The sequence below is a fragment of the Streptomyces sp. NRRL S-37 genome (assembly GCF_000721605.1).
Classification (GTDB): Bacteria; Actinomycetota; Actinomycetes; order Streptomycetales; family Streptomycetaceae; genus Streptomyces.
In genome coordinates, this window is sequence record NZ_JOIZ01000040.1 from 1 (window position 1) to 16158 (window position 16158).

At 73.5% G+C, this 16158-nt stretch carries 15 protein-coding genes; 6 read left to right on the plus strand and 9 right to left on the minus strand.

Annotated elements, in window-relative coordinates; translation table 11 throughout:
* Nucleotides 1-134: M23 family metallopeptidase (locus tag IH50_RS0135530; protein WP_030872169.1), on the plus strand; the 134-nt coding region annotated here is incomplete at its 5' end.
* Between the two features lie 20 nt (nt 135-154).
* Here IH50_RS0135530 and IH50_RS0135535 read toward each other — a convergent pair.
* Nucleotides 155-751, minus strand: a complete 597-nt coding sequence (locus IH50_RS0135535; protein ID WP_030872171.1) for a TetR/AcrR family transcriptional regulator — start codon at nt 749-751, stop codon at nt 155-157.
* A gap of 137 nt (nt 752-888) precedes the next feature.
* Between IH50_RS0135535 and IH50_RS0135540 the strand changes: the two genes are divergently transcribed.
* Nucleotides 889-2475, plus strand: a complete 1587-nt coding sequence (locus IH50_RS0135540; RefSeq protein WP_030872173.1) for an MDR family MFS transporter — start codon at nt 889-891, stop codon at nt 2473-2475.
* Nucleotides 2476-2637: 162 nt separating this feature from the next.
* Here the strand turns inward: IH50_RS0135540 and cseC are convergent, their stop codons facing one another.
* The 5 genes from cseC to IH50_RS0135565 all read right to left on the minus strand — a co-directional run bounded on the left by cseC (nt 2638) and on the right by IH50_RS0135565 (nt 7297).
* On the minus strand, nt 2638-3984 hold the full coding sequence (gene cseC, locus IH50_RS0135545; RefSeq protein WP_030872175.1) for a two-component system sensor histidine kinase CseC: 1347 nt from the start codon (nt 3982-3984) through the stop codon (nt 2638-2640).
* Nucleotides 3985-3993: 9 nt separating this feature from the next.
* Complete coding sequence (gene cseB, locus IH50_RS0135550; protein WP_030872178.1) at nt 3994-4692, minus strand: two-component system response regulator CseB; 699 nt, start codon at nt 4690-4692, stop codon at nt 3994-3996.
* A gap of 152 nt (nt 4693-4844) precedes the next feature.
* Complete coding sequence (locus IH50_RS0135555; protein WP_030872181.1) at nt 4845-5501, minus strand: hypothetical protein; 657 nt, start codon at nt 5499-5501, stop codon at nt 4845-4847.
* A complete protein-coding gene (locus IH50_RS0135560) occupies nt 5489-6052 on the minus strand; it encodes a SigE family RNA polymerase sigma factor (protein ID WP_420709166.1) in 564 nt (187 codons plus the stop codon). Before IH50_RS0135560 ends, IH50_RS0135555 begins: the two co-directional genes overlap by 13 nt.
* A gap of 309 nt (nt 6053-6361) precedes the next feature.
* Nucleotides 6362-7297, minus strand: a complete 936-nt coding sequence (locus IH50_RS0135565) for an A/G-specific adenine glycosylase (RefSeq protein WP_030872187.1) — start codon at nt 7295-7297, stop codon at nt 6362-6364.
* Nucleotides 7298-7428: 131 nt separating this feature from the next.
* Between IH50_RS0135565 and IH50_RS0135570 the strand changes: the two genes are divergently transcribed.
* Together IH50_RS0135570 and IH50_RS0135575 are read left to right on the plus strand one after the other, a co-directional pair.
* On the plus strand, nt 7429-9012 hold the full coding sequence (locus tag IH50_RS0135570) for a sensor histidine kinase (RefSeq protein ID WP_030872190.1): 1584 nt from the start codon (nt 7429-7431) through the stop codon (nt 9010-9012).
* Nucleotides 9009-9674, plus strand: a complete 666-nt coding sequence (locus IH50_RS0135575) for a response regulator transcription factor (RefSeq protein WP_030872194.1) — start codon at nt 9009-9011, stop codon at nt 9672-9674. The genes IH50_RS0135570 and IH50_RS0135575 overlap by 4 nt, the downstream gene beginning before the upstream one ends.
* Nucleotides 9675-9680: 6 nt before the next feature.
* On the opposite strand, the gene IH50_RS0135580 is transcribed toward IH50_RS0135575, so the two are convergent.
* Nucleotides 9681-10334 (minus strand): phosphatase PAP2 family protein, encoded by a 654-nt coding sequence (locus IH50_RS0135580; protein WP_199822188.1) that lies wholly within the window; start codon nt 10332-10334, stop codon nt 9681-9683.
* A gap of 174 nt (nt 10335-10508) precedes the next feature.
* Between IH50_RS0135580 and IH50_RS0135585 the strand changes: the two genes are divergently transcribed.
* Nucleotides 10509-11405, plus strand: coding sequence for a hypothetical protein (locus IH50_RS0135585; RefSeq protein WP_078914213.1), 897 nt, complete (start codon nt 10509-10511; stop codon nt 11403-11405).
* Between the two features lie 173 nt (nt 11406-11578).
* Here IH50_RS0135585 and disA read toward each other — a convergent pair whose 3' ends face one another.
* Nucleotides 11579-12703, minus strand: coding sequence for a DNA integrity scanning diadenylate cyclase DisA (disA, locus tag IH50_RS0135590; protein ID WP_030872200.1), 1125 nt, complete (start codon nt 12701-12703; stop codon nt 11579-11581).
* An 81-nt stretch (nt 12704-12784) separates the two neighbouring features.
* Entirely contained in the window at nt 12785-14194 is a 1410-nt protein-coding gene (radA, locus tag IH50_RS0135595; protein ID WP_030872203.1) for a DNA repair protein RadA, read from the minus strand.
* Nucleotides 14195-14423: 229 nt separating this feature from the next.
* Between radA and IH50_RS0135600 the strand changes: the two genes are divergently transcribed.
* Nucleotides 14424-16154, plus strand: a complete 1731-nt coding sequence (locus IH50_RS0135600) for a BACON domain-containing protein (RefSeq protein ID WP_030872206.1) — start codon at nt 14424-14426, stop codon at nt 16152-16154.
* The last annotated feature ends 4 nt before the right edge of the window (nt 16155-16158 follow it).

Genomic DNA, 16158 nt, shown 5'->3' on the forward strand with positions numbered 1-16158 from the left:
AGAAGATCGCCCTGTCCGGCAACACCGGCAACTCCAGCGGCCCGCACCTGCACTTCGAGATCCGCACCACCCCGAACTACGGCTCCGCCGTGGACCCGGTGAAGTTCCTGCACTCCAAGGGCGTGACCGTCTGACCCGCAGGGACGAATAGCGCCTAAGCGCCCCCGGACCCCCGGTGGGCCTGGGTGATCAGATCGATGGCGACCTCGAGGACGGCCTTGCGCTTCTCCTCGGGGTCGCTTTCGACGTCCTGGAGGACGTGCATCCCCGCGTGCATGGTGAACAGGGCGCTGACGCAGCGCACCTGGTCGACCAGGTCGGCGTCCGGGTCCATGAGGATGTCCCGCAGTCCGAGCATGCGGGTCTTGAACATCTCACCGATGCGCAGCTCGCGGACCGTCGCCTGGTTCTCCTGCATGAAGCGGAAGAGCGGGGCCGCGCCCGCCAGTGCCTCGCTGTACCGGCGGATGATCTCCTGCTTGGTCTCCAGCGAGTGCGGCTGGTGCCGCCCCCACTCGATCAGGTCCTCCATCGGCCGCGAGAGGTCCTCGAAGATGCCGACGAGGATCTCTTCCTTCGTCTTGAAGTGGTAGTACAGCGCCGCCTTGGTGACGTCCAGGCGCTCGGCGATCTCGCGCAGCGACGTCTTCTCGTAGCCCTGCTCGGCGAAGAGTTCGAGCGCCACGTCCTGGATGCGCTGGCGGGTGTTCCCGCGGCGCCGCTGTCTGGTGCCGTCCATGGTGCCGCCCATCCTCCTACTCGATCCCTCTTGACGAAAACTTACTTGACGCCCGGCTAGTTGCGCGACTACCTTCCCAGCGTAGTGAACTAGCCGGTCGGCAAGTAAGTAGCAGTGGTCACGCGACCGTGGCCGGGGGAGAAGGAATCATGGCGGACACACCAGCGGCGGGGGCCGTGGAGACGGACGGCGGCAAACAGCCGAGGAGCGTGCGGGTGGTCCTGCTCGCACTCATGATCGCGATGATGCTCGCGATGCTCGACAACATGATCATCGGCACCGCGATGCCGACGATCGTGGGCGAGCTGGGCGGACTGGAGCACCTGTCCTGGGTGGTCACCGCCTACACCCTGGCCACCGCGGCCTCCACCCCGGTCTGGGGCAAGCTCGGCGACATGTACGGGCGCAAGGCCACGTTCATGACGTCCATCGTGATCTTCCTGATCGGCTCCGCGCTCAGCGGCATGGCCCAGGACATGGGCCAGCTCATCGCCTTCCGCGCGGTGCAGGGCCTGGGCGCCGGTGGTCTGATGGTCGGCGTCATGGCGATCATCGGCGACCTCATCCCGCCCCGGGAGCGCGGCAAGTACCAGGGCATGATGGCCGCCGTGATGGCGCTGGCGATGATCGGCGGACCCCTGGTCGGCGGCACCATCACCGACAACTGGGGCTGGCGCTGGGCCTTCTACATCAACCTGCCGCTCGGCGCGATCGCGCTGGCCGCCGTCGGCGCCGTACTGCACCTGCCGAAGAAGCGGGCCAAGGCCGGCATCGACTACCTCGGGGTCGCGCTGCTGACCGTCGGCATCACCTCCGTCGTGCTCGTCACCACCTGGGGCGGCACGGAGTACGCGTGGACCTCCGCGCGGATCATGGAGCTGATCGGCCTCGGCGTCGCGTCCCTCGTGGGCTTCGTCTTCTGGCAGACCAAGGCCGCCGAGCCGGTGGTGCCGCTGCACATCTTCCGCAGCCGCAACTTCACGCTGATGTCCGTCATCGGCTTCATCACCGGCTTCGTGATGTTCGGCGCGACCCTCTTCCTGCCGCTCTACCAGCAGGCCGTGCAGGGCGCCTCCGCCACCAACTCCGGCCTGCTGCTCCTGCCGATGCTCGGCGCGATGCTCGTCACCTCGATGGTCGCGGGCCGGGTCACCACCAACACCGGCCGGTACAAGATCTTCCCCGTCCTCGGCAGCGCCCTGATGATCGTCGGCCTGTACCTGCTGTCCACGATGGACACCGGGACCTCCCGCCTCACCTCTGGTGTCTTCATGGCCGTGGTCGGTCTCGGCATGGGCTGCCTGATGCAGATCACCATGCTGGTCGCGCAGAACAGCGTCGAGATGAAGGACATGGGCGTGGCGTCCTCGTCCACCACCCTGCTCCGCACCCTCGGCTCGTCCTTCGGCGTCGCGATCATGGGCGCGCTGTTCAACCACCGCGTCCAGGACGTCATGGCCGAGAAGGCCGGCGCGCTGGGCTCCCAGGTGACCGAGCAGTCCGCCCAGCTGGACGCCGCGCGCCTGGAGAAGCTGCCGGAGGCGGCCCGCGAGGCCTACCAGTACGCGGTGTCCTCGGGCATCCACTCGGCGTTCCTCCTGGGCGCCGTGGTCGCGGTGCTCTCGCTGGCGGCGGCGGTCTTCGTCAAGGAGGTCCCGCTGAAGGGCGCGGGCCCGAAGAAGGACGGCACCGACGACGGCGCACCGGCGGCGATGGCGGTGAGCGAGCCCGTCTGACCTTCCTCCCGAGCGGTACCGAGGCCCCCGGCGGCGCACCCGCGCCTCCGGGGGCCTTCCCGTGCGCCGGGCCGGACCCGTTGTCAGACCCCCGTGCCACCATCCAGCCCCGTGAGGGCGGCCTCGACACGGACAGGGACTGGGCCTGCTGAACCGCTCCCGCTACTGCGCGAGTACGGGATAGCTCCCGGTGTTCGTCGGTGCGTGTTCGGGCAGCCACAGCACGGCGGCCGCGCCCTCGGCCGGCGCGTCGTCCGGGGCCCCCGGGGGCCGTACGTTGTGGAAGGTCAGCCGCGCGCCCAGGACCCGCGCCTGCCCCGCCGCGATGGTCAGGCCCAGCCCGTGACCGCGGCCGGCCCGGTCCGCGCTGCCGGTGCGGAAGCGGCTCGGTCCCTCGGCGAGCAGCGCCTCGGGGAAGCCGGGACCGTGGTCGCGGACCCGGACGACCCGGCCCTCGACGGTGACCTCGATGGGCGGCCTGCCGTGCCGGGCGGCGTTGGCGAGCAGGTTGAGCAGCACGCGCTCCAGCCGCCGCGGGTCGGTGGTGACCTCCGACTCGTGCACCACCCGCACGGTGACGTTTGGATCCTTCGCCGCCACCCGCCGGGCGACGAACTCGCCCAGCAGGATGTCCTGCAGTTCCGCCCGCTCGGAGGCGCTGTCCAGCCGGGCCACCTCCAGGACGTCCTCGACGAGGGTGCGCATCGCCTTGGCCCGGTCCAGCACCAGCTCGGTCGGCCGGCCCGGCGGCAGCAGCTCGGCGGCGGTGAGCAGCCCGGTCACGGGGGTGCGCAGCTCGTGCGCGATGTCGGCGGTGACCCGGCGCTCGGCCTCCAGCCGCTGCCGCAGCGCGTCCGCCATGGCGTCCACCGCGCTGGCCAGGTCGTCGGTCTCGTCACGCACCACCCCGCCGATCGCCTCGCGCACCCGGACGTCCGTCTCGCCCTTCGCGACCCGGTTGGCGGCCGTGGCCGCCTTCCGCAGCCGCCGCGACAGATGCCCTCCGACGAGCACTCCGAGCGCGCTGCCGCCCAGCACCACCGCGATGGAGCCGATCACCAGGGCCTGGTCGAGGTCCTTGAGGATGTCGGAGCTGCGGTCCGTGAACCCGGAGTGCAGCGACATCACATGCCCGTTCTTCAGCGGCACCGCCGCCCAGATGTCCGGCGCCCCGCCCGGCCGGTCCGCCACATAGGTGGCCCGCCGGCCCTCATCGGTCTTCTCCCGCAGCTCCTTCGGCAGCTCCGGGTCGTCGATCTTGGTGTTGGGGAAGTTCAGCCGCCCCGACAGCTCGTAGTTGCGCTGGGCGATCATGATGCGCTCGTCCGCCAGGTCGCGCGCGTTGTCCAGCATCGACACCCGGGCCGCGTTGTGCACGACCAGGCTCAGCGCGAGGGCCACCAGCGCCCCGACCAGCGCGATGGCCGCGCTGAGCTTCCACCGCAGACCCGTACCTATGCCCACCCGGTCGACGCACGCCGCCACCAGGCGCCGGAAATAACCGCGCATCCGCTTCGCTCAGGCCTTCAGCTTGTAACCGAAGCCGCGGACCGTCTCGATACGGTCCTGGCCGATCTTCGTACGCAACCGCTGCACATGGACGTCGACGACCCGTGTGTCGCCGCCCCAGCCGTACTCCCACACCCGTTCGAGCAGCTTGTCGCGGGAGAGCACGGTTCCCGGCGCCGCCGAGAACTCCAGCAGCAGCCGCATCTCGGTCGGCGTCAGCGCCACCGGACTGCCGGCCCGGCGCACCTCCATGCCCCCGGTGTCGACCTCCAGCTCGCCGAAGGCCAGCACACCCCCGTCGCCCGGACCGTCCGCGTCCTCCCGGCCGCCGTTCGCGCGCCCGAAGCGGCGCAGCACCGCGCGGATCCGGGCCACCAGCACCGCGCTGTCGAACGGCTTGGTCACATAGTCGTCGGCGCCCGCCTCCAGGCCCAGCACCACGTCGATGGCGTCGGCCCGCGCCGACAGCATGATCACCGGCACCGTCGACTCGTCCCGGATGCGCCGGCACAGGCTCACCCCGTCGAGCCCGGGCACCATGACGTCGAGCAGCGCGATGTCGGGGCGGTCCGTGCGGAACGCCTCCAGGCCCGACAGCCCGTCGGGCATCGCGGTGACCGCGAAACCGTCCCGCTCCAGGGTGAGCTGGGTGGCCTCGCGGATGACGTCGTCGTCCTCGACGAACAGGACGTGGGTCTGGTCTGCCATCCCGCTGCTCTCAGTCCTCGTGTGGTCTCGGGGTCGTCGGGGTCGGTGCGCGCGTGTTCTTCGCGTCCACTCCGCGGACGCGGGGGCCGCGCCGCGGGTTCACCCGTTCATCGGCCCGGGTGGGCCCGTCGGTTCACGACGTGAGCCATGTCTCAGCTGCCGGGCGCCGGTACCGGCTTCGCGCCGGCCACCTGTCCGTAGTCATTGTGCGTGCGGTACTTCTCGGCGAACCGGCCCGATTCCCAGCGGTACGTGATCACGTCGTCGCCGGACGGGTTCGACACCTGGTCCTTCCGGGCGTACACCTGCTTGGTCACCACCAGATCACCGCCGTCGATCTCCGCGTACAGCGGGGGCTCCTCGGCCGAGAACACGTTCACGTACGCGCCGCCCTGCTCGCGGTACACGTACGAGCCGACACCCACCGCGTCCCCGCAGGTCAGCACGTTGACGACGACGTCGTCGACGGACCCCCTGGTGAGGTTGCCGTAGCTCACGTCGACGGGGTACTGGTCGGCGACGCACGGCTTCAGCTCCCGCTTGACCTCCGCCGAGACCTCCGGGTCGGCCTTGACCAGCCGGACCGCGTCGACCCGGTCGGGGGTCCGCGAGGGCTCGGCCGACGCCGCGGCGGCGGGGGCGCTCGCCACGGGGTCCGTGTGCGCCGGGCCCTCGTCCCGCGCACCGGTGCCGCCCGCGCCGCAGCCGGCGGCGAACAGGACGACGGCGGCGAGCACGGCCGTCGCCGTGGTCGCCGCCTGGGTGGTGGTCCGGGCCCGGACGGGCCCCGCGCCGGTCAGGCCGCGCAACGCTCCCGCTCCTCACGCTCCAGCGCGCGGGCGTCCAGATCACGCGCCTGAAGCTCCTCGCGGAGCCGGGCGAGCGCCCGGTGCAGGGTGCTCTTGACCGTTCCGACCGACATGCCGAGGGCGGCGGCCGTCTCCTCCGTGGACATCTGCTCCCAGTGTCGCAGCACCACGACACTGCGCTGCTTCGGGGCGAGGACCTTCAGGATGTCCATCAGCAGGGCACGGTCGGCGTGCTGCTCGGTGGAGTCGTCCACACAGGCGTCCGGGAGCTGCTCGGTGGGCACCTCCTCCAGCTTGCGGGCCCGCCACCACTCCGTCCGCGTGTTGATCATGACCCGGCGCAGGTAGGCGTCGGCCAGCCGCTTGTCCTCGATGGTCTCCCAGCGGCCGTACGTCCGGGCCAGCGCGGTCTGCAGCAGGTCCTGCGCGTCGATGGGGTCCGGGACCAGGCGGCGGGCGCTGCGCAGCAGCGCGTCCTGCCGGGTGCGGACGTACTCCTCGAATGCGAGGACCTCACCCCGGACCTCGCCCCGCGCCATGTCCTGCGCCATGGTGAACCGCCTCCCGCTCCCCGTGCCCGGCCCGCCCGCGCGGGCCGGTCGTACCGCCTGTGATCCGTGGTCGTCGTGCCCTCGTCGAGCACGTGATCGACGGTACGGAGGCGTTGTCACGGCGCTGTCCGAGGAACCCTGCGGGAAGCACTCGGCTGTCCGTCGGTTGTGTAACGGAAGGAGGAACGGGGTAAAGCGGGCGGGTGATCAGGGCGGGTATGTGTCGGTATGTCCCGCCGTGCCGGTGGGGCGTACGGGGAACGGCTGTACGTGACCTCGGACGTGTGTGTGAAACGGCTGTGTCCGGTGTCAGGTCATCGGCAGCCGGTACAGGCCGCCCGGCAGCGGCTCCACCAGACCGTCGGCGACCAGGCCGTCCAGCGCGCGGGCCCGCTGCACCGGCTCGTGCCACACCCGGTCCAGCGCGGCCTGCGGCACCGGACCGTGCGCCTCCCGCAGCACGGCCAGCAGCCGCCCGCGGACCTGACGGTCCGTACCCGCGTACGTCTGTCCCCGGCGCGGTGGACCCTCGTGGGCCGGCTTGCCCGCCAGCCGCCACGCGCACTGCGCCGCGATCGGGCAGCGCCCGCACGACTCGTTCTTCGCCGTGCACACCAGCGCGCCCAGCTCCATGGAGGCGGCGGCCCACCGCGCGGCGGTCGCGGCGTCCTCCGGCAGCAGCGCGCGGGCCAGCCGGCGCTCGGCGGCGGTGGTGGCGTTCGGCGGGTACTGCGTACCGGTGACCGCGCGGGCGAACACCCGGCGCACATTGGTGTCCAGCACCGCGTGCCGCTGCCCGTACGCGAACGACGCCACCGCCGCGGCCGTGTACTCCCCGATGCCGGGCAGCGCCAGCAGCTGGGCGTGGTCGGCCGGTACGTCGCCGCCGTGCCGCTCCGTTATGGCGACGGCGGCACCGTGCAGCCGGAGCGCGCGGCGCGGGTAGCCGAGCCGGCCCCAGGCACGGACCGCCTCACCGGGCGCCTCCGCGGCGAGGTCGGCGGGGCGCGGCCAGCGGGCCAGCCACTGCTCGTAGACGGGCAGCACCCGGTTCACCGGGGTCTGCTGCAGCATGAACTCGCTGACCATCACTCCCCACGCACCGGCCTCCGGGCGCCGCCACGGCAGGTCCCGGGCGTGCTCGTCGAACCAGTCGATGACGGGGGAGTGCAGCGGCTCACCGGGAGCACGCTCGGACGCGGAATCGGCGGCGGTGCCGTACGGAGGCTTCGTGGGAGCAGTCATGGCCCTTCGATCCTCCCACGCCGGTACCCGCCGGTGGTGGGAGCGCCACGGCCATGGCCTCCCGCAGGGTGACGGCACACCTGACGACCGGCAGCGGTGGCACACCCCCGTCCGCTTGTAGCGTCGAGGCCATGGAACGTGCCCGTCTCGCCGCGCTCGGCAAGGACTGCCTGCTCTGGGCGGCCCTCGCCCTGCCCGCGGTCTGCGCCGACCGGATCGGGCTGAACGAGCCGCGTCCGCTCTGGCAGCAGCTCACCGGACTCGGCGTGCTCGCCGCCGCCACCGCCGTGGCCCGGCACCGGCCGACGGCCGCCTTCGGGCTGACGGCGGCGCTCGGCATCGCCGCCGCACCCGCGCTGTTCAGCGTCTCCTACGGCCCCGCCCTCGCGGTGTTCGCGCTGCTGCTCGGCCTGCGGTCGCCCCGGACGGCCCCCGCGGCGCTGTGCCTCGCCGCCGTCGTCTGCGCCGGCGGCGTGAAGATCGAGCTGGTGGGGCCCGACCCGGTCCCCGAGTGGCTGGTCCTGACCGGCACCCTCCTCTTCGGCTGTGTCCTGCCCTGGCTCGGCGGACGCTACTGGGCCCAGAGCCGCGCGCTCACCGCGGCGGGCTGGCTGCGGGCCGCCCGCCTGGAGGAGGAGCGGCGCCTGACCGAGGAACGCGCCCGGCTGCGCGAGCGGGCCAGGATCGCCCAGGACATGCACGACTCCCTGGGACACGAGCTGAGCCTGATCGCCCTGCGCGCGGGCGCCCTCCAGGTCGCCCCCGACCTGCCCGGCCACCACCGGGCCGCCGCGGCCGACCTGCGCGCCGCGGCCGCCGACGCCACGGACCGGCTGCACCGCATCATCGGCGTCCTGCGGGAGGACGACGACGAACCCCTGCCGCTCGCCCCGGCCGGCGAGAACGTCGAACAACTCGTCGCCCGTGCCGCCGAGTCCGGCCTGCCGGTGCGCTGGGAGACCGGCGGGCGGGGCGCGGCCGTGGCACCCGGCGGGGTCGCCGAGCGGCTGCTGCACCGGGTGGCCAGGGAGGCGCTGACCAACGCGGCACGGCACGCACCGGGCGCGCCCGTCGTCGTGGCGGTGACGGGGGACGACAGGCGAGGAGCGACCGTCACCGTCTCCAACGGCCGGCCGGCCGCGGAGAGTTCCCCGGCCCCCGGAGGAGGTTCGGGACTGTTCGGCCTGCGCGCCGCCGTCACCGCGGTCGGCGGCACCTTCGAGGCGGGCCCGCACGCCGACGGGTTCCGCGTCCGGGCCCACATCCCCGCGCGGGCGGACGCGGCGCCCGTACCGCCCCGCCCCGCCTCCGCCCCCTTCACCCGCGCCCGCCGCCGCGTCGCCGCCGGACTCGGTGCCGCCGCCGGCGCGGGCGTCGTCCTGGTCGGCGCCGCCTTCGGCTGGTACGCGTACACCGAGACGCACTCGGTGCTGGAACCCGCCGCCTACGCCGGACTGCGCCCGGGCACACCGGCCGCGGAGGCCGAGCGGGTGCTGCCGGACCGGCACGTCCAGGACCCGCCGACGGAGCGCGCCCCCGCACCGCCCGAGGGCACCGACTGCCGCTACTACCGCGCGAGCGGCGAACTCTTCGTCTCCGTCGACCACTTCCGGCTCTGCTTCGACGACCGGGGCCGCCTGGCCGCCAAGAACGTGATCCCGCGCGTCGGCACGCCCGGCGAAAGGCGGGAGGAATACGAGGAGTTCGCACCGTGATCCGGGTCCTGCTGGCCGACGACGAGGCGATGGTGCGCGCCGGGGTGCGCGCCATCCTGGGGAGCAGCGGCGAGACGGAGGTGGTCGCCGAGGCGGGCGACGGCCGCGAGGCCGTCGAACTGGTCCGGGCGCACCGCCCCGACGTGGCGCTGCTCGACATCCGCATGCCCCGCCTGGACGGGCTCGCGGCGGCCGAGGAGATCGTCCGCACCGTCCCCGGCACGGCGGTCGCCATGCTCACCACCTTCTCCGAACGCGCCTACGTCGCCCGCGCCCTCGGCGGCGGCGCCACCGGCTTCCTGCTGAAGTCCGGCGACCCGTACGAACTCATCGCGGGCGTACGGGCGGTGGCGGGCGGCGCGGCCTTCCTGTCGCCCAAGGTGGCCCGATACGTCATCGAGGGCCTCGGCGGGACCGACGGCGGCGGCCGGCTCGCCCGGGAGGCCGAGGCGCGGGCGCGCGTGGCGGTGCTGAGCCCGCGCGAACGCGAGGTCCTCGGCCTGGTCGGGGCCGGACTGTCCAACCCGGAGATCGCCGCCCGGCTGCACCTCGTCGAGGGCACGGTGAAGGCGTACGTCAGCGCGGTCCTCGACCGGCTCGGTGTACGCAATCGCGTACAGGCGGCGATCGTCGCCCACGAGGCGGGCCTGGTGGCGGGCTGAACCCGCTCAGCGGCGCCGGTGCGTGGCGTACGGCGGCACCGCGCGGGCGACGGTTTCCGGCCCCGGCCCGGTGAACCACCGCGCGGTGGACGCCGACGAGGCGCGCATCGCCTCCGTGAGCCGGACCGCCGGCCGCGTGCCCAGTCGTACGACGGCGAGGGCGACGACCGCGCCGAGCAGCAGGCCCGCCGCCACGTCGTGCGGGTAGTGCACGCCGACGAACACCCGGGAGAACGCCATGAGCAGGGCCAGCGGGGCCGTCAGCAGGACGAGCGCGCGCCGGACCAGGACCAGTGCGAGGGCCGAGGCGCCCGCGATCGTGGCGTGGTTGCTCGGGAACGACCAGTCGCCGTGCGGCGGGCACTCCGCCAGCGACGGCGCGGCGCCGGTGACCGCCCGGCACGGACGCTCCTCGGTCACACCGGACTTGAGGACCTCACTGCATACGTACGCCACAGCCGTGGCCAGAGGTGCAAGGACCGCTGTTGCGAACGTGCGGGTGCCGGAGTGACGTGCCCGCCACCAGCCGGCCACGAACAGCACGACGAACACCAGCAGTCCGGCCTCCGTTCCGATCTCGGCCGTGTGCTGTACCCACGCCGGGGTGTCGTGCGCGTAGTCGGTGATGTCGCGGTAGAGCCCGCTGTCCACGAAGTCCATGGTCACGCACGGTAGGCGAGGCGCCGATACGGTCACACCCCGCGATCGTCGCGTGCCGTACCTGACGAAAGACAGGGGTCACCGGGCTCTCACCGGAATGATGATCCGGAAAAGTTGGGCCCGGAGCGGCGGGTGGGACAAGTTAACGCGCCGATCTCTCGTACAGTTTGCGCCGTGGGATCTCTGCGCAATCCGGTCGGGCCGCTTCCCTCCACCATCTACTGGCGTCGGAGGGCCGTACTGCTGTCCGTGCTGGCCTTGTTGGCGTTGTTGATCACCTGGGTGGTGGTCTCCGGCGACGGGGGCGGCGGCGACCGTGACACCGGGGCCAACGGCAAGAATCCCGCGCCCTCCATCACTCCGGGACCGTCGGGTTCGGGGCCGGCGATCAGTCAGGCGCCGGGCGGGCGCGACGAGTCGGGGTCCGGCGGGTCCGACGGCGGATCCGATGGCGGGTCCGACGGCGGGTCCGGCGGGTCGGGCGGATCTGGCGGATCGGGCGGTTCGTCGTCCGGGTCCGGTGACGGAGGCGCCGACGGCGGTCCCGCGGACTCCGGCGGCGGTGACGGCGGTGGCGCCGGGGGCGGCGCGGGCGGTGGTTCCGGGGGCGGTACGGCGGCGGGGGTCGGCGCGGGTGACGCGCTGCCGGCCGGTTCGGGGTCCTCGCTCCCCAAATGCACGGCGAACGCGGTGAAGTTCACTCTGCGCAGCTCCCGCAACTCCTACGAACCCGGGCAGACGCCCACGTTCCTGCTCACCGCGCGGAACACCTCCGGCGGTGACTGCAAGCTCGATCTCGGGCCGGACAACGCGGTGTTGACGATCACCCCGGCGAGCGCCGAGGACGCGTACTGGGCGTCGGACGACTGCCCGAAGGGGGCGCGGAGCCTGGTGTTCCGGGTGCCGGCGGGGGACAGCATCACGTACACCGTGCGGTGGGACCGCAAGGCGAGCGAGCCGGAGTGCGCGACGCCGAAGGCCGGCACGGCCGGTGCGGGCACCTACCTGGTGGAGGCGAAGGCCCCGGGCTTCGAGAAGGCGCGGACGTCGTTCGTACTGAAGTCGGCCTGACCCCGGCCGCGGCAGTCGTACCCTCCCCAGCGCCTCAAGGGCCTGGGAGGTACTCCCGGGGCGACGGGGGTCCCGTCGCCCCGGGGGAAGTCGCGAGTGGGGCGCTCGGGGAGAGGCACCCCGCAGGCGCGGGTGAGGGACCTCGCCCCCGGCCCGCGGCGGTCACGGCCGCCCTAGACGTACCGCTCGAGAATCGAACTCTCCGCCAGCCGCGACAGCCCCTCGCGCACGCTCCGCGCGCGGGCCTCCCCGACCCCGTCCACGGTCTGCAGGTCGTCCACACTGGCGGCGAGCAGCTTCTGCAGCCCCCCGAAGTGCTCCACCAGCCGGTCGATGATCGCCCCCGGCAGCCGCGGCACCTTGGCCAGCAACCGGAACCCGCGCGGGGACACCGCGGAGTCCAGCGTCTCCGGAGAGCCGGTGTACCCCAGCGCACGGGCCACCGTCGGCAGCTCCAGCAGTTCCGCGTGCGTGAGCACGTTCAGCTCGTGCAGCGCCTCGTCGACCGTGCGGGAACGCTTGGCGGTGGGCTCGGGGACGTAGTCCCGTACGACCAGTTCGCGCTCCGGCTCCACGCCCGCGATCAACTCGTCGAGCTGCAGGGCGAGAAGACGGCCGTCGGTGCCCAGTTCGACCACGTATTCGGCGATTTCGGTGGCGATGCGGCGCACCATCTCCAGCCGCTGTGCGACCGCCGAGACGTCCCGCACGGTCACCAGGTCCTCGATCTCCAGCGCCGACAGCGTGCCCGCGACCTCGTCGAGGCGGAGCTTGTAGCGCTCCAGGGTGGCCAGCGCCTGGTTGGCGCGGGACAGGATCGCCGCCGAGTCCTCCAGGACCCGCCGGTGGCCGTCGACGTACAGCGCGATCAGGCGCATCGACTGGGAGACGGAGACGACCGGGAAGCCGACCTGCTTGGAGACGCGGTCGGCGGTGCGGTGCCGGGTGCCGGTCTCCTCGGTGGGGATGGTCGGGTCCGGCACGAGCTGGACGCCCGCCCGCAGGATCTTGGACAGATCGGACGACAGCACGATGCCGCCGTCCAGCTTGCACAGTTCACGCAGCCGGGTCGCGGTGAACTCGACGTCCAGCACGAAGCCGCCGCTGCACAGCGCCTCGACGGTCTTGTCGGAACCGAGCACGATGAGACCGCCGGTGTTGCCGCGGAGCACGCGCTCCAGGCCGTCACGCAGCCCGGTACCGGGTGCCACGGCGCTCAGCGAGGCGCGCATCAGACCATCGGAACCGGCACTCCCACCGGACTTTCCGGGAGCTGCTGCCCGGTCGTTGGCTGCCACTGCACTCCTCCGGTCGCAGGTTCTGGGGCACCGTCGTTTCGCACACTCGGTTCGTACGGACGGGCGAGACCTGGGCAAAGTCTACCGGCGGTCCTCCGTCTCCCGTGGGGCCTCTCGGCGACGGGAGCGCGGAAGGACCCGCAGGGCCTCCCCCATGTCCGCCACTTCCAGCACCTTCATGCCCGGCGGGACCTTGCCCGGATCGGCCGGTACCAGGGCGTGCGTGAAGCCCAGGCGGTGTGCCTCGGCGAGCCTGCGCTGGACGCCCGTGACCCGTCTCACCTCACCGGCGAGGCCGACCTCGCCGATCGCGACCAGGTTCTTCGGCAGCGGGGTGTCGCTCGCCGCCGACGCCAGCGCGAGCGCGACGGCCAGGTCCGCGGCCGGTTCCGAGAGCTTCACCCCGCCCACCGTCGCGGAGTAGATGTCCCGTTTGCCCAAAGCGCTGATCCGGCCGCGCTGTTCCAGCACCGCCAGCATCATCGACACACGTGAGGTCTCCAGGCCGGACGTGGTGCGCCGGGGCGAGGGGATCTGCGAGTCGACCGTGAGCGCCTGCACTTCGGCGACCAGGGGGCGGCGGCCCTCCAGGGTGACGGTCAGGCAGGTGCCCGGGACCGGTTCGTCACGACGGGTCAGGAAGAGTCCGCTGGGGTCCGCCAGGCCCGTGATGCCCTCGTCGTGCAGCTCGAAGCAGCCCACCTCGTCCGTGGTGCCGTAGCGGTTCTTGACGCCGCGCACCAGCCGCAGGCGCGCGTGCCGGTCGCCCTCGAAGTGCAGGACGACGTCCACCAGGTGCTCCAGCAGGCGCGGACCCGCGATCGCGCCGTCCTTGGTGACGTGGCCCACGAGGAGCGTGGACATCCCGCGCTCCTTGGAGGCCCGGATCAGCGCGCCGGCCACCTCGCGGACCTGGGCCATGCCGCCCGGGGCGCCGTCGATCTCGGGGGACGCCACCGTCTGCACCGAGTCCATGATCAGCAGGGACGGCTTCACCGCGTCCAAGTGGCCGAGCACGGCGGACAGGTCCGTCTCGGCGGCGAGGTACAGGTGGTCGTCGATGGCGTGGATGCGGTCGGCGCGCAGTCGGACCTGGCTCGCCGACTCTTCCCCGGTGACGTACAGCGTGCGGTGCTCCTCGCTCGCCGCCTTGGCCGCCACGTCCAGCAGCAGCGTGGACTTGCCCACGCCCGGCTCACCCGCGACCAGCACCACCGCGCCGGGCACCAGGCCGCCGCCGAGCACCCGGTCCAGCTCGGGCACGCCGGTGGAGCGGGCGGTGGCCTGACGGCCGTCGACCTGGCCGATGGGCAGGGCGGAGGTGGTCACCCGCCCGGGCGCCGTCGTACGGACCGCGGGCGCGCCGTACTCCTCGATCGTCCCCCAGGCCTGGCACTCGGGGCAGCGACCGAGCCACTTGGCCGTCTGCCAGCCGCACTCGGTGCAGCGGTAGGACGGTCGGTCCTTGGTGGTCTTGGTACGGGCAGCCATACGAGAACGGTAACGGCAGGTACCGACAACGGGCCGCGCCCGCTCCCCCGGGGCCGCCGCCCCGGACCCCGCTCCGGCCTCGTCCTCACGCGCCGGACGGGCCGGCAGAGCTCACCGGAATCGTGAAGGGAAAGGTTCCTGTCCCCGATAGAGGGATCGTTTCACCCGTACGGATTAAAAGCATGCAGCGCTCCCGTGGGCGCCGTCCCGTGCCGCCTACGGTCGCCGGATGACGAGCAGCGGCCCGGAGACCTCGACCCGCACGACCGGAACCCACCGGACGCACCGGGAAGTGCGCGACCGCGGGGCCGCGCGCACCCTGGCCCAGCGGCCGGTCACCCGCTACGCGTCCCATCTGGACGGCCTGTTCACCTACTGCCTGTCCGTCCTCTGCGACCACGACGCGGCGACCGCCGCCCTGGCCGACGTCCTCGTGCTCGCGGAGCGCCGCGGCCGGCACGTCCCCGACGAGCTCGGGAGCCGCGCCTGGCTGTACGCCCTGGCCCGCTGGGCGTGTCTGCGCGAGCTGGCCGAGGCCGGGCGGCGACGCCGGACCACCCACGCCGCGGGCCGCGCCGGCCGGCGGCGGGCGGCGGGGGCCGCCCCCGTCCCGGCCGTCTCCGAGGACGTCCAGGAGCGGCGCCGCCGCGAACTGGCCGAGCTGGCCTGGCCGGAGGCCGCCGGGACCACGCCCGAGCAGCGCGAGGCGCTCGAACTCGCCGTGCGCCACCACCTCGCCGCCCACGAGGTCGCCGCCGTGCTCGGCATGCAGCCGGCCGCCGCGCGTGCGCTGCTCGCCGCCGCGGCCTGCGAGGTGGAACGCACCCGCGCGGCGCTCGCCGTCATCGAGACCGGCGCCTGCCCGGGGGTGGCGCACCTCACCGGTGACCGGCGGCTCGTGCTCAGCGCGACCCTGCGCCGGGAACTCGTCCGGCACGTCGACGACTGCCCGCGCTGTCGCCGTACCGCCGAACGGGCCGTTCCCGGCCGCTGGCCCGGCACCAGCGTCACCCCGGACGCGCTGCCCGTCCTCCCGGCGCCCCAGGCGGCCCTGCACGCCGCCATGGCGCACCCGCCCCGCGCGCGTGCCGCCGCGCCCCGCTTCGACCGGCGCGGCTTCCCGATGGACCCCAAGGACCGCGTCGCCCGGCGGGACCGGCTGCGCGCGCGTGCCGTCACGACGACGGTCGTCGCCACCGTGGTCGCCGCGCCGGTGCTCGCCCTGTGGGCCGCCTACCGGAGCACCCCCGTGGGCGAGGACCGGGACGGCCGCCCGTCCTCCGCGCGGGAGGACGGCGGCCCCCTCGACCTGGACGGCGAGGGAGCGGGCGGCTACGAGAACACCGGCAACGCGAGCACACGGCCCGAGGCCGGATTCGGTGAGAACGGCGAGCCGGACGTGTCCGTGGAGGTCGTGAGCGTCGCCGGAGCCGGGCACAAGGGTGCCGGCGTGCTGGGCGTCACGGCCGACCACAGCGGCGACACCACGCTGATCACCCTGACCGCGACGGGTGCCGAACCGGTCCGCTGGTCCGTGTCGGCAAAAGCGTCCTGGCTCTATCCGAGCCGGTCGTCGGGAACGCTCGCGCCCGGCGAGTCGGTGACGGTCAGGATCTATGTCGACCAGTTGCACGAGCCGTCCGGCCCCTGGAGCGCGGCCGTGGCGGTCTCGCCCGCCGGCTTCGTCGTGACCATCGACGGTCACGGCCCCGTCCTCTCCGCCCCGGGCGGCGGCCCGCCCTCCGGCCACCCCGGCGGCCCGGGCACCGCGCACCCCGGCACGCCGAGCGATCCGCCCCCGTCGTCACCCGGCCCGGAGCCGACGCCCACGACACCGGCGCCCTCCCCGTCCACACCGGGCGGCCCGCCGTCCTCACCCGGCCCGGATCCCACGGCGGGCGGCCCGCAGGAGCCACCGCCCGCCGGGGGCGACACCGCGGGCCCGGCCACGTCCTCCTAGGGCG

Bases quoted from the DNA above. Each gene is read 5' to 3' on its own strand.
- IH50_RS0135535 (WP_030872171.1), bottom strand. From the start codon at position 751: ATGGGCGGCACCATGGACGGCACCAGACAGCGGCGCCGCGGGAACACC.
- IH50_RS0135540 (WP_030872173.1), top strand. From the start codon at position 889: ATGGCGGACACACCAGCGGCGGGGGCCGTGGAGACGGACGGCGGCAAA.
- cseC (WP_030872175.1), bottom strand. From the start codon at position 3,984: ATGCGCGGTTATTTCCGGCGCCTGGTGGCGGCGTGCGTCGACCGGGTG.
- cseB (WP_030872178.1), bottom strand. From the start codon at position 4,692: ATGGCAGACCAGACCCACGTCCTGTTCGTCGAGGACGACGACGTCATC.
- IH50_RS0135560 (WP_420709166.1), bottom strand. From the start codon at position 6,052: ATGGCGCAGGACATGGCGCGGGGCGAGGTCCGGGGTGAGGTCCTCGCA.
- IH50_RS0135565 (WP_030872187.1), bottom strand. From the start codon at position 7,297: ATGACTGCTCCCACGAAGCCTCCGTACGGCACCGCCGCCGATTCCGCG.
- IH50_RS0135570 (WP_030872190.1), top strand. From the start codon at position 7,429: ATGGAACGTGCCCGTCTCGCCGCGCTCGGCAAGGACTGCCTGCTCTGG.
- IH50_RS0135580 (WP_199822188.1), bottom strand. From the start codon at position 10,334: ATGGACTTCGTGGACAGCGGGCTCTACCGCGACATCACCGACTACGCG.
- radA (WP_030872203.1), bottom strand. From the start codon at position 14,194: ATGGCTGCCCGTACCAAGACCACCAAGGACCGACCGTCCTACCGCTGC.
- IH50_RS0135600 (WP_030872206.1), top strand. From the start codon at position 14,424: ATGACGAGCAGCGGCCCGGAGACCTCGACCCGCACGACCGGAACCCAC.